Raw genomic sequence first — 20610 nt, forward strand, 5'->3', positions numbered from 1 at the left:
CGATGGATATCCTCATTCTGCTCGCGACCATGCTGCTGTGCTTTCTGATCGGCATGCCTATCGCCTACTCGCTGGCGATGGCGGCGATCGTCGGCGCCTTGTGGATCGGCATTCCCCTGGAAGCGGTGATGCTGAAGATCTCCGACGGCGTCAGCAAGGTCGCGATGCTGACGATCCCCTTCTTCGTGCTGGCCGGCGCGATCATGGCGGAGGGCGGCATGGCCCGCAGGCTCGTCGCGTTTGCCGACGTGCTGGTTGGACTGACCCGGCTGCGCGGCGGCCTCTCGATCGTCAACGTGCTTGCGACGACATTCCTGAGCGGCATTTCCGGATCGGCGGTCGCCGATACATCCGCGATCGGCTCGGTGATGATCCCGCAGATGGAAAAGAACGGCTATCCGCGCGTGTTCGCGACCAACCTGACGATCACATCGTCGGTGCAGGCCCTTCTGGTGCCGCCGAGCCACAATGCGGTGCTCTACTCGCTGGCGACGGGCGGAACGATTTCGATCAGCGCCCTCTTCATGGCCGGCGTGTTCCCCGGACTGCTGCTCGGCTTCTCGCTGATCATCCTGTGCCTCGCGGTCGCCTATCGCGAGAAGCACCCGCACGGCCAGACCGTGCCTGCCAAGGACGCGATCCGGATCGCCATCGATGCGTCCTGGGGCCTCATCACCCTCGTCATCATCCTTGGCGGCATTCTCGGCGGCATCTTCACCGCAATCGAAGCCGGCGCCGTCGCCTGCATCTGGGCCTTCTTCGTCACCATGTTCATCTATCGCGACTATCGCTGGCGCGACCTGCCGGTGCTTCTGCACCGAACGCTGCGCACCGTCGCGATGGTGATGACGCTGATCGCATGCGCCTCCAGCGTCGGCTACATCATGGCCCTGACGCAGATGCCGGCCAAGATGACCGCCTTCTTCCTGTCGATCTCCGACAACAAGTACGTCATCCTGCTCCTGATCAACGTGCTGCTGCTGGTGCTCGGAACACTGGTCGACATGGCGCCATCGATCCTGATCGCAACGCCGATCCTGTTGCCGGTCATGAAGAACTTCGGCGTCGACCCGGTCCATTTCGGCATGATCATGCTGCTCAATCTCGGCATCGGTCTGTGCCACCCACCGGTCGGAGCAATCCTTTTTGTCGGCTGCGCGGTCGGCAAGGTCACGATCGAGCAAGTCATGCGGAAGATCTGGCCGTTCTATGCGGTGATGTTCTTTGTCCTGATGTGCGTGACCTATCTGCCGGAAATCTCGCTCTGGCTGCCGCGGCAACTCCAGGTGCTGCACTGAGAGCAAGCGGCAGCTTGCGGAACTGCGGCCGTCACCGGAACCCATCGACATCATCGCCAAGGCCCGGGATCAAACCGGTCTGAGCAGATCAACATTGCGCGACACGCACAGCGTGTGACCTTGCGACCGTTCGCCAGCCCCCCTAGGCTCCCCGTCCATAACAAAAAGACCAGGGAGGCGATCGTCATGACCACAAGGCGGGATTTCCTGAAAGCGGGAGCAGCGGCGGCGGGCATCGTGTTCTGCGGCTGCGGGCTCGTCCACAATGCGAATGCGCAGCAATCGCGGCAGAAACTGCCGGTCACCGTCGACGGCAAGCGCATCAGGACGATCGACATTCACTCGCATTGCCACTTCCGCGAGGCCGGCGCGCTGCTCGGCGCCGACGCCGGAAAACTGCAACTGCCGCCGGTCAACGGCGCCGCCGAGGCCTTCGTCGAAATCGACAAGCGCCTCGCTGCGATGGACGCGCAGGCCGTCGATATGGAGGTGCTCTCGATCAATCCGTTCTGGTACGACCGCGATCGCGAGCTTGCCGGGAAGATCGTGAATATCCAGAATGAGAAGCTCGCCGAACTCTGCGCTTCGAAGCCCGACCGGTTCGCAGCCTTCGCCTCGCTGACGCTGCAGGCGCCGGACCTTGCGGTGCAGGAGCTGGAGACGGCGGTGAAGAAGCAGGGGCTGAAGGGCGCCGCGATCGGCGGTGTGGTCGATGGCGTCGAATTCTCCGACCCCAGGTTTCATCCCGTGTGGGCCAAGGCCGAGGAACTCGGCGTCCCCCTGTTCATCCATCCGCAGGGCGTGCCCGAGCTCGGCAAGCGGCTCACCGGCAATGGCTGGCTCGGCAACACCATCGGCAATCCGCTCGAGACCACGATCGCACTGTCCCATTTGATCTTCGAGGGCACGCTCGACCGCTTCCCGGGACTGAGGATCATCGCCGCGCATGGCGGCGGCTATCTCCCCTCCTATGCCGATCGCTCGGACCACCCCTGCCTGGTCGGACCCAAAGGATGCAATCCGCAGATCAAGCTCCAGAAGGCGCCGTCCGAATATCTCAAGCAGATCTACTTCGACTCGCTGGTCTTCACACCCGAAGCGATCCGGCATCTCGCCGCCCAGGTTGGCGCCGGCCAGATTGTGCTGGGAAGCGACTATCCCTATCCATGGCAAATGGCACCGGCCGACCACATCTTCGGCTGCTCATCGCTGAGCGACGACGACAAGGCCAACATTCTCGGCCGGACTGCAGCCAAGCTGCTCGGCGTTGCCGCGTAACGACGGTGCCGACGATCAGTTGGCCTTCACCGTTCGCATCTCATGGCGCGGCAGCGCCGTGGGCGCCGGCTGCGCAATCTTGGTCAATGGATCGACGTCGACGACGTCGGTTCCCACGAACTCCGCTTGCGCCGCGTCCGATATCCATTTCACTGCGGCAGGGTGGCTGACCAGCATCCCGATCAATGCAACGATCACGAGCACCGGCAGAGCGATCAGCTTGATGCTGAAGCTCTCGTAGTTGCTTTCCGGATCCTGCTGCCGGTTGTCGAAAGAGCCCTGCATGGATTCCTCCACAGTGCGAGTGTGCTCCACCGAAGCGTCACTTACCGCAGGGCACGCACGGCCGATGTGAATGGTTTCACAGGCTTTGTTAGGTTCACCGTTTCGTGAAGTGCGGGACTAACCGCGCAGACGGCAGCGACTACTCGCCGTCATCGGCCCCGGCGTCGACCAGCGCCTGAAGCGACTCGGGCTTCAGCACGACGATCGCGCCATGTTCGAGCCTGACCCAACCGCGCGTCGCCCAGGCGCGGAGCTGCTTGTTGATGCTCTCGCGAGTCATCCCGACCATCTCGCTGATCTCCTGCTGGGTGATCGAGATGGTGCGCCCCTGCGGCTTGTGCTTGTCGCTCAGGCGCAGCAGCGCGCTCGCCAGACGGCCCGGTAAATCCTGCAGGATCACCTGCTCGACCTGGTCACTGGTCCAGCGCAATCTTGCGCACAGCAGCTCGATGAACTTCATCGCAAGCGTCGGCTGGCTGCGCACGAACGGAATGAACTCGCGCCGGTCGATGACGAACAGCTCGCAATTGGTGTTGGCGGTGGCATCGGCCGTCCGCGACAAGCCGTCGAGCAGCGCGATCTCGCCGAATATCTCTCCTGCCTCGATCAGGTTCAGGATCGCGTTGCGACCATCCGGCGACGAGATGCTGATTTTCACCGTGCCCGAGATCACCGCGATCAGGCTGGTACCCGGATCGCCCTTGGAGAAGATCGTCGTTCCGCGCTTCAGCGTGGTGTGCTTGGCATAGCGGCAGAGCTGATCGAATGCCTCGGGTTCGAGATCGGCAAAGTAAGGGTGCTTGCGCAGCACCGACAGCTTGTTGTTCGAAAACAACGGCGCGCCGGCAGTTCGTTCTATGGGCGACGCACCGGTCATTGTGATCCAGACTGATTGTGTTGCGTTCAATCGGCGCGCCAGCAGCGCGACACCGACAAGCCATCGATCAATGAAAGTGGAAAGGACTATAACCCCACCGGGGGCCTACAGCAACAAAAGGTCCGAGCCGGTGAAATCGGGCCAGAAGGCATCTAAGGTACAATTTGGAATAAATATGCGGCTAGTTGCAACGCTCAATTGTAGCCGGCGGTTGCCCTCGATCTGGAAAACCCCGCCCATCAGCGGCAATCCCGCCTGGCGAAACCCATCCGTGTGAGGGGTCGACGCCAGCCACTCACAGCAGCTTGCCGTCCGGCCCAAAGAACGGATGCGGCCCGTCAAACTGGCCGATGGGGATCTGGTGCGTGACCAGCTGTCCAAAGTCGGGCCCGGGAAACCATATGTGCAAATGAAATGCAGGCGGTTCCACCTTGAATGAGGGTTCGCGGAGCTGTCCGAGGTCCAGGTCGACCGCATGGTTCGGCGCGGGGCATATTGTCACGGCAATCCCGGCGACGGTGGTCAGCATCGCACGATGGACGTGCCCGCACGCGATCAACCGCACACGCGGGTGACGCCTGACGATGTCTGCCAATGCGTCGGCATTGAAGAGGTCTTGCCGATCCATATGCCAGATGCCGCCCTTGAATGGCGGGTGATGCAGGAAAAGCAGCGCCGGCCGGTCGGCTGCCGTCGCCAGCGCGGCGTCCAGCCATTGCAGCGTGGATGCTTCGAGCATGCCGTGCGGCTTGCCGGCGACGCTTGAATCAAGCAGCAGGAGATCGAGGCCATTCACTTCGATCTTCTGGTCGAGCGGACCTGTTGCGTGAACATAGGGCGCGGCCGGAAACGCTTCGCGCATCCACTGGCGCGAGTCGTGATTGCCGGGAATGCCGGCGAACGGCAGGCGTAGCGGCGCGAGCAATTGCTTGAGATAGTCGTATTCCTCTACCGACGGCGTATCGACGAGGTCGCCCGAGATGACGACGAAATCGGGCGCCGGCTCGAACGCGCTGAGCGCGGCCACGCAGCGTTCAAGCGCCTTCGCGGTGTCGACCCGGCCATAGGCCAGCGTTCCCGGCGGCTTGATGTGGAGGTCGGATATCTGCACGATGAGGACAGGTTTCGACGACATCGATCAATCTCAAGGTTCGGACGGCAGCAGACGAAGCGCGTCGGGCGCGATCGACAGCCCGATTCGATCGCCAGCCTTGGCCAGGATTGTGTTGGGCGCGTCGACATTGAGCGGCTTGCCCGATGCACCACTCACCACAATTCGCTGCCGGTCACCGACGAAGCTGACGGAATCGACCACTCCCGAGAGCACCCCCGCACCGGCGTCCGTCACGCGAATGGTTTCGGGACGGACCATGACGGTCGCGTTCGCAGCTGTCGCGCCACCCTCGATCGGCAATCGTCCGCCGGGCAGGATCAGTATACCGTTCTCGATCGGAGCTTCCACGATGTTCGCAGCTCCGATGAACTCCGCCACGAAGCGGTCCTTCGGTGCGAAGTAGACCTCGCGCGGCGTGCCGATCTGGGCGATCGCACCTTTCCGCATCACGACGATGCGGTCGCCCAATTCCATAGCTTCGGACTGATCATGGGTGACATAGATCGTCGTGATACCGAGTGCTCGCAACAGCCGGTTGAGCTCGCCTCGCAACCGGTCCCGCAAGGCGGCATCGAGCGCGGTCAAGGGCTCGTCGAGCAGCAGTATGCCGGGCCGGATCGCGACGGCACGCGCCAGCGCGACGCGCTGACGTTGGCCGCCCGAAAGCTGGTCGATGCGGCGGTTCTCCAACTCAGTGATATTCGTGAGGGCAACCAGCTCCGCGACGCGTGCGGCACGCTCGTCCCTGGCAACACCCCGGATCTTCAGGCCGTAGGCGATATTGTCCGCCACCGTCATGTTGGGGAACAGGGCGTAGGACTGAAATACCATGCCGACATTACGCCGCTCGATCGGGACCGAGGTCATATCCTTGCCGTCGAACAGCACCTTGCCGCCCGTATCCGGCAGCTCGAGGCCGGCGATGATGCGCAGCATCGTGGTCTTGCCGCATCCGGACGGGCCAAGCAGCACCAGCGTCTCGCCGCGCGCGATATCGAGGGTCGCGGGATCGAGCGCCCGCGTGCCGTCGGCAAAGGTCTTGCCGCACGCCTCGATCCGCACTGCGGCACCGTGCCCGGTCGTATTCATCGCTTGTGATTCCTGTCGGCCAGCAGTTGCATCGCGACCAGCAGCGGAATGATCATCACGAAGAAGATCAGCGTGTAGGCCGAGGCCACTTCGAGCCGCATCGAGGCGTAGCTGTCGGCGAGCCCGATCGGCAGCGTCTTCGTCAACGGCGTATGCAGCATCCAGGTCAGGTTGAACTCGCCGAGCGACAGCGTGACCACCATCAGTGCACCGGCGAGAATTCCCGGTAGCGCGTTCGGCACGATGACATCGCAGAATCGCCGCCATGGCGATGCCCCGAGCGAGGCAGCCCCCTCATCGAGCGTCTTGATGTCCACGGTCGCAAACACCGCCATGACCGAGCGCACCATGAACGGCATGGTGAAGATCACGTGGCCGACCAGGATGAACAGCCAGGAGCGGCGAAAGCCGCCAAAGCTCCCATAGGTGAGCAGCAGTGCAAGCGCGATCGCAAGCCCGGGGATCGCCAGCGGCAAGGTGATGACCTCCTCGACGATGCGGGCAAGCCGACCGCCTCGCGTATGCAGCGCATAGGCCGCGGGGACGCCGGCGAGCAACGTGACGGCAAGTGTCGCGAAGGCGATCACGAAGGAGAGCAGAATGGTGCCGGCATAAAGCTCGCAGACCTGCGCGACCCATTGCAGGGTCACGCCGGATTGGATGCCCCGGAAATAATTCACGGTGACGCCGGCGGAGATCGAAAGTGCTGCGGGCACCACCAGGAATGCCGCAACGAGCAGCGTAAAGATGAACTGGCCGGTGAAGATCAGGCGATCGCGCATGCTTTCACCCGGCCGCTGCGACGGCACTGCCGCTGAACGTGCGGGCGAGCGCAAGGATGAGCCAGGTGATCAGGCCAAGCCCCACCGACAGCGCCGCCGAGGTCGCGAAATTGGCGGCCAGCGTGAACTCGGTGTAGATCAGCATCGGCAGCACGTCGATGTTGGTCGCCAGCGTGAAGGCGGTGCCGAAGGCGCCCATCGCGGTCGCAAACGCGATGGCGCCGGACGCAACGAACGCCGGCGCCAGTGCCGGCAGCACGACATCACGCTGCACTGCCCACGGGCTAGCGCCGAGCGAACGCGCGGCCTCCTCCAAACCGACATCGAGCTTCTGCACCGCTGCCATGATGGTGAGGATCACGCGCGGGATCGAGAAATAGAGATAGCCCAGGAAGAGCCCGTAGATCGAATAGGCGAAAACGAACTTCTCACCGAAGATCCGGTTCGAGAGATCGCCGATCAGCCCTTGCCGACCTGCCAGCAGAATGATCATGAAGCCGACCACCACGCCGGGAAACGCCAATGGAAAGGTCAGCATCGCGATCAGCAGGGCCCGCCCGGGAAAGCGGTGCCGCTGCAGAAACATTCCGGCGATCGTCGCCACGATCAGCGTGACGACCGTGGTTGCCGCCGCCAGCAGCACGGTGTTGATCAGCGTTGCGCGATAGCGGCCTTCGGTCAGGATGGCGAGATATCCGGCAAGCCCGTGCGGGCCTTCGGCGCCCGCCACCACCAGCCGTGCCATCGGCAACAGGAAGAACGCCGTCGTCACGACCGCAAGCGGCAGCAGGCAGAGCCAAACGAATGATTTTTGCGACATCGGAAGAGTGGTACCCTGTCGAAGGGCACCATATTGCCTCAGCGGACTTCGGCGAGATAGCGGTCGACGAAGGCTTTTTGCACGTTTTCCATCTCGCCCCAGTCGACGCTCTTGGCGCGGGCATAGTCGCTGTCGGGGAGGAATTTGCCCTTCACGGAAGCCGGCAGCTCGATCGGGCGGGCCGGACGCAGATAGGCATTGGTCCAGATCGCTTGCCCCTTGTCGGACAAGAGATAGTCCATCACCTTCTTGGCTTTCTCCTTGTCGGGCGCGTTCTTCACGAGACCGACAACATAGGGAAACACCACCGACCCCTCGCAGGGAATCACAAACTCGAAGTTGCCCTTCTCCGAATATTTCGCGCGGTAGGCGTTGAAGTCGTAGTCGAACAGGATCGGCATCTCACCGGAGACGACGCGGGCATATGACGTCTGCTTGGGCACGATCGGATCGTTCTTGCGCAGTTCCTTGAAGAAGGTGATCGCCGGATCGAAATTGGTGGGCGAGCCGCCCAGCGCGAGATTGACAGCGACCGCGCCGACATAACCGACCGCAGCGGACGACGGGTCGAGATAGCCGACCATGCCCTTGTAGTCCGGCTTCAGGAGGTCCTTCCAGCAGGCCGGCACCGGCTTGCCGCCAAGCGCGTCCTTGTTCACGAACAGGCCGAGCGTGCCGGAGTGGATCGTGGTCCAATAGCCGTCCGGATCCTTGAGACCGGCCGGGACCTGATCCCAATGCGCGGGCTTGTAGGGCTCGAGCGCGTCCTGGGCCTTGGCCTTCATGCCGAAGGTCACGCCGAAATATCCGATATCGCCGACCGGATTGCTCTTCTCGGCCAGGATCTGGGCCAGCGCCTGCCCGGAATTCTTGTTGTCATGCGGGATATCGTAATTGAGGTCCGCCTTGATCGCCTTCAGCATCGACGCCCAATCTGCCCATTCCGGCGGGCAGTTGTAGCAGATCACGTCGGCCGCCTTGGCAGATTGCCACGGCGCGATCAGTGTCAGCGCCAGCAACGCAAGGACAAGGCGGATCTTCATGGGAGGCTCCGGTCTGGGAGAGGATGCAATGCGGATTTCAACATCAACGGGGGACCAAGTATAGGCCGCGCATGAAGGTTTTGCGACGCGCTTGCTGCCGTGCAGCAATTGCGACAGCCCTGATGCCGAGGATCGGATGCTCGCGGCAGAGCGTCGTTTCGCGCTAGGCTGAGAGCCAAAACAGGAAGCGCCCATGTACCAGCCGCCCGGCGTCAAGACATCGCTCGATCTTCCCGTCCCCGACCAGATGAAAGCCTGGGTCCTTGGTGATCCCGACCAACTCCTGCTTCGCGAGAAGCCGACGCCGGTCCCGTCGCGCGCCGAAGTGCTGGTGCGCATCGACGCGGTTGCGATCTGCGCCACCGATCTCGAAATCATCCACGCCGGGTCGCCGGCAAGCATTCAAGGCGGCGTGCCCTTCAACAAGAACTTTACGCCGGGTCACGAATACATGGGCACGGTTGCCGCGCTTGGCCCTGATGTCGACGAGTTCAGGATCGGTGAGCGGGTCAGCGTGGAGATCCACGCCGGCTGCGGCCAATGCAAACGCTGCCGCCAGGGCATGTACACATCGTGCCTTAACTATGGAAAGCCGGAGAAGGGTCACCGCGCCAACGGCTTTACGACCGACGGCGGATTCGCCGAATACGCGGTCAATCACATCAATACGCTGGCGCGCGTCCCGGATACCATGAGCGATGCGGAAGCAACGCTCGTGGTGACGGCCGGGACATCGATGTACGGCTTGACGGAATTGGGGGGATTGGTGGCCGGCGAGAGCGTCGTGGTGATCGGCCCAGGGCCGATCGGTCTTCTCGCAGTTGCTGTGGCCAAGGCGCTTGGCGCAAGCCCGGTCATCCTGACCGGCACGCGCAACAAGCGGCTGGCGATCGGCGGGGAATTGGGGGCCGACCGCGTCATCAACATCAACGACGAAGACGTCGTTGAGGTCGTGAAGCAACTAACAGGGGGGATCGGCGCGGACTATGTCGTCGAATGTGCCGGCACCGAAGCGACACTCAACCAGGCCATTCACATGACCAATCGCAGCGGCAAGATCTGCCTGGCCGCCTTCCCGCACGAGGCCGCGACGCTGGACGTTGCGCACCTCGTTCGAAACAACATCTATGCCTACGGCATCCGAGGCGAAGGCCGCAGCGCCACTCACCGCGCGATGGAATTGATGGCAGCGAAGCGGTTCGACGCGACCAAGATCCACACGCACACCTTTCCGCTGGCCGACCTGCCGACGGCGCTGAGATATGCCCGGGACCGCGTTGATGACGCGATCAAGGTCGTCGTCACCAATCGGAAAGCCGAAGCGATCGCAAGCGCTGCGGAATAAGGCCCGTTCAGACCGTTCGCGGAAGCACGATCCTGAGGGCCAGCTCACACCGAGCAGTAGCGCTCCTTGATCTCGTCGTCGGCGAGCAGCGCCTGCGCCGAGGCCTGGTGCACCACCGCTCCCTGGTCCAGCACGTAGGCACGATCGGCGATGCCGAGTGCGAGCTCGACGTTCTGCTCGACCAGCAAAACCGTCGTTCCCTGCGCCTTCATGCTGCTGAACAGCTCGAACATCTCGTCGACCAGGACCGGCATGATGCCCTCCGACGGCTCGTCCAGCATGATCAGGTCGGGCTTTGCGATCATCGCTCGCGCGATCGCCAGCATCTGCTGCTCGCCGCCGGACATCGTGACCGCCTCTTGATCCATGCGCTCAGCCAGCCGGGGGAAGATCGCAGCGATCTCGTCGATCAGCTCGGCTTCCCGCTTCTTCTCCTTCGAGGCAACCAGCCCGAGCCGCAAATTCTCCCGCACGGTCAGTCCCTGCACGATCCGTCGTTCCTCCGGAACGTAGGCTAGTCCCAACGCGAAGCGCACATGCGCCGGCTGGCGCAGCAGCTCCTCACCCTCGAAGGTGACCGAGCCGCGCGCCCGCCCCATCAACCCCATGATCGATTTCAGTGTTGTGGTCTTGCCGGCTCCATTACGGCCAATGAGACAGACGATTTCGCCCCTGTTTACCTCGAGGCTGATGTCCTGCAACGCGTGGCTGGCGCCATACCAGGCATTGAGCTTGCTGACCTGCAGCATCGCGTCAGTGCTCCCGCTGACCGAGATAGACACGCTTCACCGCCTCGTTTTGCCGGACCTCCTGTGGCGTTCCCTCGGCAAGCAATTCTCCGTGGTGCAGCACGAGGATGCGATCGCTGATCCCCAGCACCAGTTTCATCTTGTGCTCGACAAGGATGACCGTACGCTCCTTGGCGAGTTTCACGATCAGATCCATCATGGTCCGGGTTTCTTCCGGGCTCATGCCGGCCGTCGGCTCGTCCAGCAGCAGCAAACGGGGCTGGCTGGCAAGCGCCATGCCGATCTCCAGTGCCCGCTGCTCACCATGGGCCAGCGTCTTGGCCGCACGTTCCCGGGATTCCCACAGCCCGACGAGCGCCAGCAATTCGTCCGCCCGCTCGACAAGCTCGGTCAGGCGCGCACGGGGACGCCAGATGTCGTATCGCGACACCAGCGCCTGCAGGCCAACGCGGATGTTCTCTCGTGTCGTAAGCTGCGGAAACACGCTGGTGATCTGGAAGGATTTCGCGATCCCCATATGTGCAAAGCGGTGTTGCGGCAGACCGGTGACATCCTTGCCCTCGAACTCTACACTGCCCTTCGTCGGCGGAAAGGCGCCGCACAGCAGGTTGAAGTAGGTGCTCTTTCCAGCCCCGTTCGGACCAATAATGGAGGTGATCGCTCCTCTGGAAAACTCGGCCGAGATATTGTTGAGCGCGACAAACTTCCCGAACGTCTTGCCGACGCCCCTCGTGCGCAGAATGATTTCTCCTGCGTGGCCTTCTGCGGCGCTCATCGTCTGCCCCGCGCGATCAGCGTGCCCCAGATGCCAGCCGGGAAGAACAGCACGCATGCAATGAAGATGGCTCCAACGATCAGTTGCCAGTGAACGGTCCACACCGAGACCACATTCTCCAGGACCAGGAAGACCGCAGCACCAATCATCGGCCCGAAGAACGTCCCCATACCGCCCAAGAGAGCGATCATCACGACCAGGCCCGAGGTCTCGTAATGCAGGATTTCGATCGGAACGATCGACAAATGCAGGGCCTGCAACGCACCCGCAAGGCCGCAGAAACCGCCGGACAGGACGAAGGTCAGCAATCGCGTCAGGGTCACGTCGTAGCCGGACGCGCGTGCACGCATCTCGTTCTCGCGCACCGCTTCAATCACGGCACCAAAGGGTGATGCCAGAATGCGTGACATCACAAAGAATGCGGCGATCACAAAAGCCGCGATGACGTAGTAGCGGGTCATCGGATTGATAAAATCGATCCGCAGGCCGAACAGATCGATGATGCGGAGGTTGATGCCGCGAAGGCCGTTCTCGCCGCCCGTCAAGTCAACCGCCTGGTAGAAAAGATAGTAGACGCACTGCGACAACGCCATTGTCACCATGGCGAAGTAGATGCCGCGGGTCCTGATCGCGAGCACGCCGATCAAGAGCGCCATCAACAATCCGCCGGCAACCCCGGCGGCAATGGCCGCATACCACGGCCAGCCGAAGTGCACGATGGCGATACCACAGAGGTAGGCGCCGGTCCCGAACAGCGCCGCATGACCGAACGACAACAGACCCAGATATCCAAACACGAGGTTGAAACCGAGGGCGTACAAGCCATAGATCAGGATATTCACGGCCAGGGCCGTGAACGGCATCACCAGCGGGAAAACCAGGATGACCGCCGCGACAATGCTGGCACGATGCCGCGTTGCGAACTCGTACCAACTGCCCGTCCCGGCACCCGGCTGTTTGATCGATTGAGTGGTTTCGGTCATGCCGGGCTCAGCTCATCAATCCGGCGCGGCCGAAGAAGCCCTGGGGACGAACGATCAGAACGACCGCCATCAAGGCAAAGATCGAAACCTTGGCCATCTCGGGTGCGAACAACGAGGTCATGCTGACCACCACACCGACCAGGAGGCCTGCCAGGACGGCGCCGCCGATCGACCCCATCCCTCCTACGACGGTCACAACGAAGGCTTCGGCGAGAATTGTGCCGCCCATCTCCGGAATGACGCCTTGAAGCGGCGCGGCCAACAGGCCGGCAAAGCCCGCGATCGCAGTACCGATCCCGAACACGATCAACCACACCTTGGAAACATCGACCCCGAGAACACGGACGATCTGCGGATCGCGCGCCCCGGCACGGATAATCAGTCCGAAGCTGGTCTTCTCCAGAAACAGCCAGAGCGCAAGCAGCACGACGGCCGTCGCGCCTATCACGAACAGGCGGTAGAGCGGAAAATAGCCGACACCAATATCGACGGCGCCTTGCAGAACCTCGGGCGTGTCGAAAGGATAGCCGGTCTTGCCAAAGGCGATGCGCACGCATTCGACCATCACGTAGCTGAGCCCGAAGGTCAGCAGCAGCGGATAGTCGATGCCGCGACCGTAAAGCGGCCGGATCAGCACGCGCTCGACGGCAAGGCCGAACAGTCCGATTGCGATCGGCACCGCCACGAGGCAGATCCAGAAATTGCCCCCGATCGAGATCAGATAGAGCCCGACATAAGCGCCAACCATGTAGAACGCGCCATGGGCGAAGTTGACAACCGTCAACATCCCGAAGATCAGCGAGAGGCCGATCGCAAACAGCACATAGATGGCGCCGAGCGCCAACCCGGCAAACAGTTGCAGCGCAATCAGGTCAAAGCTCAGGCCCGCCATTTGTCCCCCTCAGCACGGCGCGCACCGCCCCGCGGCGCGTGCCGTCGCACGAGCTCAACTCTTGTGACCGAGCGCTTCGCAGGTGCGCAGGTTCTTCTCGTTGGGCTCTTCGGTCGACAGAACCTCGAACACGTCGGACTCGTTCCTCAGGTCCTTGGATTTCGACTTGATCACGAGCACCGATTGCACCGACTGGTGGTCGCATTTGCGATAATATTGCGGCCCCTTGTAGTCGTCGTACTTCAGAGCTTCCAATGCAGCGACGACCTTGTCGGTCTCGGCGCTGCCGGCGCCCTTGACCGCCTCGAGCACGGTCCGAACACCGCCATAACCGAGCGCACCGTAGTCGGTCGGCAGCTTGCCATCGTACATCTTGCGGAACGCATCGTTGAACGCCTTGGTCGAGGCGAATTTGTCCTCGATACCCCAGTAGAAGGAGCAGCCGCCGACGACGCCTTCGAATGCCTGGGGGCCAGCCGCGACGCGGCTGGCATGCGAGAGCAGCGGCGCGATGATCTGGATCGACTTCTTGATGCCAAAGTCGGTCGCCTGCTTCAGCGCGATCTGCTGGTCGCGGCCGAAATTGCTGATGCACAGAATATCGGGTTTCAGCGCCTGGAGACGCGGCAGCAGGGTCGAGAAGTCGGTCGTTCCCAGCGGATGGCGGATGTCGCCGAGGTTCTCGACGTTGAACTCCTTGCCGACCTCGAGGAAACCGCGAACCATCTCGTGACCGTAGGCGTAATCCGCCGTGAGGAATGCGACCTTCTTGCCGAACTTGGCGAAGGCATAGCGGCCGACCGCGCCTGACGTCATGTGCGGGTTCAACGCTTCGTGGAATGTGTATTTGCTGAAGTCGGCCGCTTCGTTGATGGCGTCGGACTGGCTGATCGAATTGAAGATGACGCCGCGCTCTTTGGTGACGTTGTTGATCGCAAGCTGAACCGCGGCCGACAGGCTGCCGACGACGAAGTTCACCTTCTCCTTCTCGACCAGCTCCAATGTCCGCGTTGCCGCCTCACCGGGATTGAGCTTGTCGTCGCGCACGACGAGCTCGGCCTTGCGGCCGTTGAGGCCACCGGCATCATTGAATTGGGCAACGGCGAGCTGCCCCGCCCGCACCTGGTCCTGGGCCTCGGCGCCATACGGACCGGTCAAGGGAACAGGGAAGCCGATCTTGATGGGTGCTTCCTCGGCCTGGAGCAGATTGATCCGAAAAGGCGAGACGGCGAGAGCGGCGCCGGCGCTTGCCGTCGTCAGCAGACGACGCCGCGATATCGATCCAGCTTTGGTGACCTTGCTCGTCATGACTATTCCTCCCCAAGAAATGTCTGTGTTTTGCTTATCGTATTGTCTTTGCCCGGAACGTCTCCACTCAGATTCGTCCCAAGGCCGCCAGGATAACCTGAGGCGCGAGCGGAATCTCGGTAATTGTTGCGCCGAACGGCCGCAGTGCGTCATTGACCGCGTTGGCAACTGCAGCCGCCGCGCCGGCTGTCCCTGCCTCGCCTGCCCCTTTGGCCCCCAGCTCCGATTCCTGTGTCGGAGACACCACGTGGCCGATCTCGATATCGGGCATCTCGCCGGACATCGGGACCAGGTAGTCCGCCATGTTGGCGTTGGTCAGCTGACCGCGCTCGTCATAGATGCATTTCTCGAACAGCGCCGCGCCGAGCCCCTGCACGACCCCGCCCCGGATCTGCTCGTCGACCAGTTGCGGGTTGATGATGGTGCCGCAGTCTTCGACAACCCAATGCTTCAGCAGCGTCACGAACCCGGTCTCGGTATCGACCTCGAGCCAAGAGGCCTGAACCCCGTTGGTGAATGCGAAGGGATACTGGCGCGGCACGAAATGTCGGGTCGCCATCAACTCAGGCTGGATGCCCGGCGGGAGGGTATCCGGCCGAAAATAGACGATCCGTGCCAATTCGCTCAGCTCGATCCGCGACGCGCCGTCGTCGGCACTGACGATGCTGTTATTAACGATATCGAGCCCGGCCGGCGTCGATTGCAGGATGGCCGCGGCGATATCAAGGATATTCTGGCGCAGGGCCTTGGCGGCTTGTAGCGCGGCTTCGCCGCCGATGCCGGCACCGCGCGAGGCCCAAGTGCCGCCGCCATAGGGCGTGTTGTCGGTGTCGCCCAGGATCACCCGGACCCGCTCCATCGAAACGCCCAATACACTGCCCACGATCTGGGCAGTTAGCGATTCCGAGCCCTGCCCCTGCTCCGTGATACTGGTCTGGCAGATCACCGAGCCTTGCGCGTCGAGCCGAACCGCAACACCATCCTGCGACGAGATTTTCGCGCCGCCGACGCCATAGAACGCGGCGCTAGGATTGGTCACCTCGATGAAGCTGGCGATTCCGATACCCCGGTGAATGTTTCTGGCGCGCAATGCCGCTTGCTCGGCACGCAAGGCGTCGTAATCCATCATCTGCAGCAGCTTGGCCAGCGAGGCGTGATGCGAAAGCTGCTCGAATTTCATGCCGGAGGGAGATGCACAGGGATAGGCATCGTCGGCGATCAAGTTGCGCCGGCGGATCTCGACGGGGTCCATGCCGATCCTCGCTGCGGCAAGGTCGACCAGGCCTTCGGTGACCGAACAGGCAATCGGGTGTCCGACCGCCCGGTATTGACACATCACGTTCTTGTTCTGGAAGACGACCCGCGCTCGCGCCCGATAATTCGCCGTGACATACGGCCCGCCGACCAGATTGACCACCTGGTTGGCCTCGATGGCGCTGGTGCGCGGATACATCGAATAGGGCCCGATCCCCGTCAGGTCGTCGATCTCGAAGGCCGTGATGGTGCCGTCCGGCCTGACGCCGATCCGGCCCCTGCATCGATGATCGCGGGCATGAATGTCCGTGTTGAAGCTCTCGACACGGTCGGCCACGAATTTGATCGGCCGCCGTAGCAGCTTGGACAGCGCATAGGTGGCCATTTCGTCGGCGTAGATGTGGACCTTGATGCCGAACGAGCCGCCGACATCCTTGCAGACCACCCGGACCTGCGCTTCCCTTAGTCCGAGATGCAGGGCTGCGATGTTCTGCACCATGTGCGGCGCCTGCGTGCCCTGATAGATCGTGAGCCGCGCCTCGGCGGCATTCCAGTCGGCAACCACAGCCCGCGGTTCAAGCGTCACGCCAGTGTGGCGCCCGAATACGAAGTCGGCCTCGATCACCTCAGAATCCGACAATGCTTGGTCGACATCGCCGGCATCGAGGGTCCGTTCGAAGGCGAGATTGTCACCGAGCGAGGCGTGAATGACCGGCGTTGCCGGATCGAGCGCGGTGCGCATGTCCGTGACCGCCTCGAGCTCTTCATAGTCGACGACAACATGCTCCATGGCGTCTTCGGCTGCCGCACGGCTGGTCGCCACAATCGCCGCGACCGCCTCACCCTGCCAGCAGGCCCGATCGACCGCGATCGCGTGCTGCGGCGCCGACTTCAATCCCTTCAAATGCGAGAGCACGCCGACCCATGGCGTGATGACAGCCTCAAGCTCGCGACCTGTAACAATGGCAATAACGCCTGACATACGCCGTGCCGCATCGGCATCGATCGCCACGATCCTGGCGTGGGCATAGGGCGATCGCAGGAAGACCACATGCGCCATCCGCGGCAATTCCAGGTCACTGACGTATTGTCCGCGGCCTTGCAGCAACCGGTCGAGGTTGGGCCGTGGCACCGTCTTGCCGATATAGGAATTCGGGCGATCGAGCACCGAAAGTGTCTCTGCTGGAGCACGGGTCACCGTCATGCCGGCCGCTCCGCGCGCATCTTGGCGGTCGCCTCGACGGCGTCCACGATGGCTTGATAGCCGGTGCAGCGGCAATAATTGCCGGAGAGATGCTCGCGGATCGCTTGACGATCCGGCACGGGCAGATGCTTCAGCAAGTCCTGCGCCGTCATCAGCATGCCGGGCGTGCAATAGCCGCACTGCAATGCATTGCGTTCGCGAAAGGCCGCCTGAAGGTCGGCGATTTCGCCGCTGTCGGACAGCCCCTCGATGGTCTCGACTGACGCCCCCTGCGCCTGGACCGCCAGCATCAGACAAGAGCGGACGATCTCACCATCGAGCCGGACCGTACAGGCACCGCAAACGCCGTGCTCGCAACCGACATGGGTTCCGGTCAGCTTCAGATTTTCCCTGAGGAAATCAGCGAGATTGAGACGTGGCAATACAAATGCATCAATGGGCTCGCCGTTGACCAGAAGCGAAACCGACACCGGAGTGCTCATCCGGTCATTCCCGCTGCCAGATCGGGTCGCGCGAGCAATGCGGCCACGCAGCGCCGGAGCAATACTGTGGCGAGGTGTCGTCGCATCGCCGGGCTCGCCTGCTGATCTTCCTGCGGATCGAGTTCAGCGGCCAGCGCAGTCGCCGCCTCCGCGAGCAAGGCGGGCGTCACAGATGCATTGATCAGCTTGCCGGCGGCCGCTGCGAGCAGCGGTCGATCGCCAACCGCAAAGAAGCCGAGCCGAAGATCCGAGAACCTGCCACCGGCAACAATAGCGCGCGCGGCGAGACCAACGACGGCGTAGTCACCATGCCGCCGGGCATACTCCTGAAAGAAGAATGTCGAGCCCTGGCCCGCGACTGGCACCTCGATCGCGATAAGCAACTCGTCCGGCGACAGCGCCGTTTCGTAGATGCCCTTGAAAAATTCGGTCGCAGCAATCCGGCGCTCGCCCGTCGGGCCGCGAACAACGATCATGGCGTCAAGCGCGATGACACAAGCCGGCAGCTCCGATGCCGGATCGGCATGCGCAAGGCTACCGCCAATCGTTCCGCGATTGCGAATTGCAGGATGAGCAACGTGGGCAACGGCGTCCCGTAGCAGCGGCGCATGCAGTGCGACGTCTGTCGATCTGAGCAGCTCGACATGCCGCGTCAGCGCGCCAACGACCAGCACGCCTGCCATCACGGCGATGCCACGCAACTCGGCGAGGCCACCGATATCGACCAGGATGTCCGGGGATAAGAGCCGCAGGTTCATGGCCGGCATCAGGCTCTGACCGCCCGACAGAACCTTCGCCTTGTCGCCATGCGCGGCAAGCAACTCCAGCGCATTCACGACGCTGGTCGCGCGGGCGTAGGCGAAAGCCGCAGCTTTCATGTGGACGTGGCCTCCCGGCCCAATTTTGGTTTGCCCGATTAGAGGGCCGCCCCCTTTAAAGGTCAAGTTTGTTTATCGGATGATTATTTGTGCGGCAGGGCTTGTCTTCACCCTGGGAAGGCCGCAGGTTCCTACCAACTAAAGTTCAACGCGCGGGAGGCGGATGATGAAGCTCGGATTCTTTGCGATGCCGATCCATCCTCTCGACAAGGATTGGCGGCAATCGCTCCGGGAGGATCGGGAGGCCTTCCTGCTCGCGGACGAGCTCGGATTCACGGAGGCGTATGTCGGCGAGCATGTCACCGACAAGGCCGAGAACATCACCTCCAGCATCGCGTTCATTGCCTGGCTCGCAGCCGCAACCAGGCAGATCAAGCTTGGAACCGGCACCATCAACATGCCGAACACTCATCCGGCAGCGGTTGCCGCATCCGTCGCCATGCTCGATCACATGCTTGATGGCCGCTTCATACTTGGCATAAGCCCCGGCGGATTGCTGTCTGACGCGGAGGTGTTCGGCAATCTCGATGCCGACCGCAATGCCATGTTCCTGGAGGCGATCAATCAGGTTCTCGATATCTGGGCAGGCAAGCCGCCCTATGATCTGCAGGGCAGATATTGGAATGTCTCGGTCCAGCGAACCCTGATCGAGGACATTGGCCAGGGCTTCATAGCCCGCCCATTGCAAACCCCTCACCCGCCGATTGTAGTGACCGCGGTAGCGCCGTTCTCAAAAGGCGTCACGGAAGCCGCTGCGCGCGGCTGGGATCCGATCTCGGCGAACTTCCTGATGCCCGCCTGGGTGAAGAGCCACTGGCCCAAATACGTCGAGGGTTGCGAGCGTGTGAATCGGGTAGCCGACCCCGCCAATTGGCGCGTTGCCAAGAGCGTGTTCGTGGCGAAGGACGCAGCAACGGCGAAGGCCTATGCCACGTCGCCCGATAGCCCCTACGTGTACTATTATCACCAGTTGTTCACGAAGCTGAAGCGCGGCGGCCGGCTCGAACTGTTCAAGACGAGGCGGGATCAACCAGACTCGGAGGTCACCCTCGAATCGATCTGCGACAAGCTGATCGTCTACGGCACGCCCGAAAGCGTGGCCGATCAGCTGCTGGCATTCCGGGGAGAGATCGGCCCCTTCGGAACCTTGCTCTATGCTGGCAAGGACTGGAAGGATCGCGAGCTTGGTCGTCAATCGATGATACTGATGGCCGAGAAGGTCTTGCCGCGGATCAACACCGCCTGCGGATCATCCGCGTGACCTAAGGAGTTTCGACGTGGCTTTCACTGATCGCATTCCGTACCAGGCTCAGATCGACCGACCGAAACTGACGTTGCCTGATGGCAAGAAACTCGCGGTCTGGGTCATCCTCAACGTCGAGGAATGGCAGATCGGAAATGCGATGCCGCGCACCGTGCTGAGCCCTCCGATGGGCCAGCCCTTGCTGCCCGACGTGCCGAACTGGTCGTGGCATGAATACGGCATGCGCGCCGGCTTCTGGCGGCAATTCAAGGCCCTCACCGATCGAAAGATACCGGTGACGCTGGCCGCGAATGCCAACGTCTGCAACAGCTATCCGCGCGTGGCGTCGGCGGCGCGCGAGGCGGGCTTCGAATTCATGGGGCACGGGTTCGTCCAGGGCCCAATGCACAAGGTCGAGAACCAGGCGGATGCGATCAAGCGTGCTGTCGACACGATCGCCGCATTTACGGGCAAGCCACCGCGATCATGGGAAAGCCCGGGCCTGACCGAGACCGAAGAAACACTCGATCTGCTGCGCCTCAACGGGATCGAATACGTGGCCGATTGGGTGATCGACGATCTTCCTCAGGACATCGCGACACCGCACGGAACTGTGACGACGATTCCCTATTCCGTCGAGACCAACGACATTGTCATTCACGCGTTACAGCACCTGCCCTCGGACCAGTTCCTGACGCGCTGTACCGACCAATTCGATCGGCTGTATCTCGAAGGCGCAGAGAACGCGCGGGTCATGGCAATTTCGGTGCATCCTTACATCACGGGGGTACCACATCGAATCAAATACCTGGAGGCCCTGCTCGACTATGTGATTGGCCATGACGGCGTCGCGCTCATGACGGCGAGCGAGATTGGAGATTGGTATCGGGACCAGATGGCGGCAAGGTAAT

20 protein-coding genes are annotated in these 20610 nt (G+C 62.3%); 5 read left to right on the top strand and 15 right to left on the bottom strand.

Annotated features, from left to right (window positions below):
* Positions 1 to 2 precede the first annotated feature (2 nt).
* Complete coding sequence (locus ACOIX3_RS27605; RefSeq protein ID WP_176530067.1) at positions 3 to 1298, top strand: TRAP transporter large permease; 1296 nt, start codon at positions 3 to 5, stop codon at positions 1296 to 1298.
* 186 nt (positions 1299 to 1484) lie between these two features.
* Positions 1485 to 2576, top strand: coding sequence for an amidohydrolase family protein (locus ACOIX3_RS27610; RefSeq protein ID WP_420965152.1), 1092 nt, complete (start codon positions 1485 to 1487; stop codon positions 2574 to 2576).
* Between the two features lie 15 nt (positions 2577 to 2591).
* Here ACOIX3_RS27610 and ACOIX3_RS27615 read toward each other — a convergent pair whose 3' ends face one another.
* From ACOIX3_RS27615 to ACOIX3_RS27645, 7 genes are all read right to left on the bottom strand, one after another.
* Positions 2592 to 2861, bottom strand: coding sequence for a hypothetical protein (locus ACOIX3_RS27615; RefSeq protein WP_420965153.1), 270 nt, complete (start codon positions 2859 to 2861; stop codon positions 2592 to 2594).
* A 139-nt stretch (positions 2862 to 3000) separates the two neighbouring features.
* Positions 3001 to 3738 (bottom strand): Crp/Fnr family transcriptional regulator, encoded by a 738-nt coding sequence (locus ACOIX3_RS27620; RefSeq protein WP_342727895.1) that lies wholly within the window; start codon positions 3736 to 3738, stop codon positions 3001 to 3003.
* A 295-nt stretch (positions 3739 to 4033) separates the two neighbouring features.
* On the bottom strand, positions 4034 to 4873 hold the full coding sequence (locus tag ACOIX3_RS27625) for a phosphodiesterase (RefSeq protein WP_420965155.1): 840 nt from the start codon (positions 4871 to 4873) through the stop codon (positions 4034 to 4036).
* Positions 4874 to 4882: 9 nt separating this feature from the next.
* A complete protein-coding gene (locus ACOIX3_RS27630; protein ID WP_420965157.1) occupies positions 4883 to 5941 on the bottom strand; it encodes an ABC transporter ATP-binding protein in 1059 nt (352 codons plus the stop codon).
* Positions 5938 to 6723 (bottom strand): ABC transporter permease, encoded by a 786-nt coding sequence (locus tag ACOIX3_RS27635; protein ID WP_420965158.1) that lies wholly within the window; start codon positions 6721 to 6723, stop codon positions 5938 to 5940. Before ACOIX3_RS27635 ends, ACOIX3_RS27630 begins: the two co-directional genes overlap by 4 nt.
* A gap of 4 nt (positions 6724 to 6727) precedes the next feature.
* Positions 6728 to 7543: an ABC transporter permease gene (locus ACOIX3_RS27640; protein WP_420965159.1), complete on the bottom strand. Its 816-nt coding sequence runs from the start codon at positions 7541 to 7543 to the stop codon at positions 6728 to 6730.
* Between the two features lie 38 nt (positions 7544 to 7581).
* Positions 7582 to 8586, bottom strand: coding sequence for an ABC transporter substrate-binding protein (locus tag ACOIX3_RS27645; RefSeq protein ID WP_212310226.1), 1005 nt, complete (start codon positions 8584 to 8586; stop codon positions 7582 to 7584).
* A gap of 331 nt (positions 8587 to 8917) precedes the next feature.
* Between ACOIX3_RS27645 and ACOIX3_RS27650 the strand changes: the two genes are divergently transcribed.
* A complete protein-coding gene (locus ACOIX3_RS27650) occupies positions 8918 to 9931 on the top strand; it encodes a zinc-dependent alcohol dehydrogenase (protein ID WP_420965161.1) in 1014 nt (337 codons plus the stop codon).
* 44 nt (positions 9932 to 9975) lie between these two features.
* Here ACOIX3_RS27650 and ACOIX3_RS27655 read toward each other — a convergent pair whose 3' ends face one another.
* The 8 genes from ACOIX3_RS27655 to ACOIX3_RS27690 form a co-directional block, all read right to left on the bottom strand.
* Positions 9976 to 10680: an ABC transporter ATP-binding protein gene (locus ACOIX3_RS27655; protein ID WP_420965162.1), complete on the bottom strand. Its 705-nt coding sequence runs from the start codon at positions 10678 to 10680 to the stop codon at positions 9976 to 9978.
* Positions 10681 to 10684: 4 nt separating this feature from the next.
* The gene (locus ACOIX3_RS27660; protein WP_092115585.1) at positions 10685 to 11455 is read right to left on the bottom strand and encodes an ABC transporter ATP-binding protein; all 771 of its coding nucleotides are present in this window, start codon (positions 11453 to 11455) and stop codon (positions 10685 to 10687) included.
* A complete protein-coding gene (locus ACOIX3_RS27665; RefSeq protein WP_420965163.1) occupies positions 11452 to 12438 on the bottom strand; it encodes a branched-chain amino acid ABC transporter permease in 987 nt (328 codons plus the stop codon). Before ACOIX3_RS27665 ends, ACOIX3_RS27660 begins: the two co-directional genes overlap by 4 nt.
* Positions 12439 to 12445: 7 nt before the next feature.
* On the bottom strand, positions 12446 to 13330 hold the full coding sequence (locus ACOIX3_RS27670; RefSeq protein WP_298363053.1) for a branched-chain amino acid ABC transporter permease: 885 nt from the start codon (positions 13328 to 13330) through the stop codon (positions 12446 to 12448).
* A 54-nt stretch (positions 13331 to 13384) separates the two neighbouring features.
* A complete protein-coding gene (locus ACOIX3_RS27675; RefSeq protein ID WP_420965164.1) occupies positions 13385 to 14638 on the bottom strand; it encodes an ABC transporter substrate-binding protein in 1254 nt (417 codons plus the stop codon).
* Between the two features lie 67 nt (positions 14639 to 14705).
* A complete protein-coding gene (locus tag ACOIX3_RS27680; RefSeq protein WP_420965165.1) occupies positions 14706 to 17096 on the bottom strand; it encodes a xanthine dehydrogenase family protein molybdopterin-binding subunit in 2391 nt (796 codons plus the stop codon).
* The gene (locus tag ACOIX3_RS27685) at positions 17093 to 17578 is read right to left on the bottom strand and encodes a (2Fe-2S)-binding protein (protein ID WP_420965166.1); all 486 of its coding nucleotides are present in this window, start codon (positions 17576 to 17578) and stop codon (positions 17093 to 17095) included. Before ACOIX3_RS27685 ends, ACOIX3_RS27680 begins: the two co-directional genes overlap by 4 nt.
* The gene (locus tag ACOIX3_RS27690) at positions 17575 to 18456 is read right to left on the bottom strand and encodes an FAD binding domain-containing protein (protein ID WP_420965167.1); all 882 of its coding nucleotides are present in this window, start codon (positions 18454 to 18456) and stop codon (positions 17575 to 17577) included. Before ACOIX3_RS27690 ends, ACOIX3_RS27685 begins: the two co-directional genes overlap by 4 nt.
* Before the next feature lie 166 nt (positions 18457 to 18622).
* Here ACOIX3_RS27690 and ACOIX3_RS27695 point away from each other — a divergent pair, with 166 nt between their 5' ends.
* Both ACOIX3_RS27695 and ACOIX3_RS27700 read left to right on the top strand, forming a co-directional pair.
* The gene (locus ACOIX3_RS27695; RefSeq protein ID WP_420965168.1) at positions 18623 to 19717 is read left to right on the top strand and encodes an LLM class flavin-dependent oxidoreductase; all 1095 of its coding nucleotides are present in this window, start codon (positions 18623 to 18625) and stop codon (positions 19715 to 19717) included.
* A gap of 16 nt (positions 19718 to 19733) precedes the next feature.
* The gene (locus ACOIX3_RS27700) at positions 19734 to 20609 is read left to right on the top strand and encodes a polysaccharide deacetylase family protein (protein WP_420965169.1); all 876 of its coding nucleotides are present in this window, start codon (positions 19734 to 19736) and stop codon (positions 20607 to 20609) included.
* Position 20610 lies beyond the last annotated feature (1 nt).

Source organism: Bradyrhizobium sp. B120 (assembly GCF_049075665.1).
Lineage (GTDB): Bacteria > Pseudomonadota > Alphaproteobacteria > Rhizobiales > Xanthobacteraceae > Bradyrhizobium.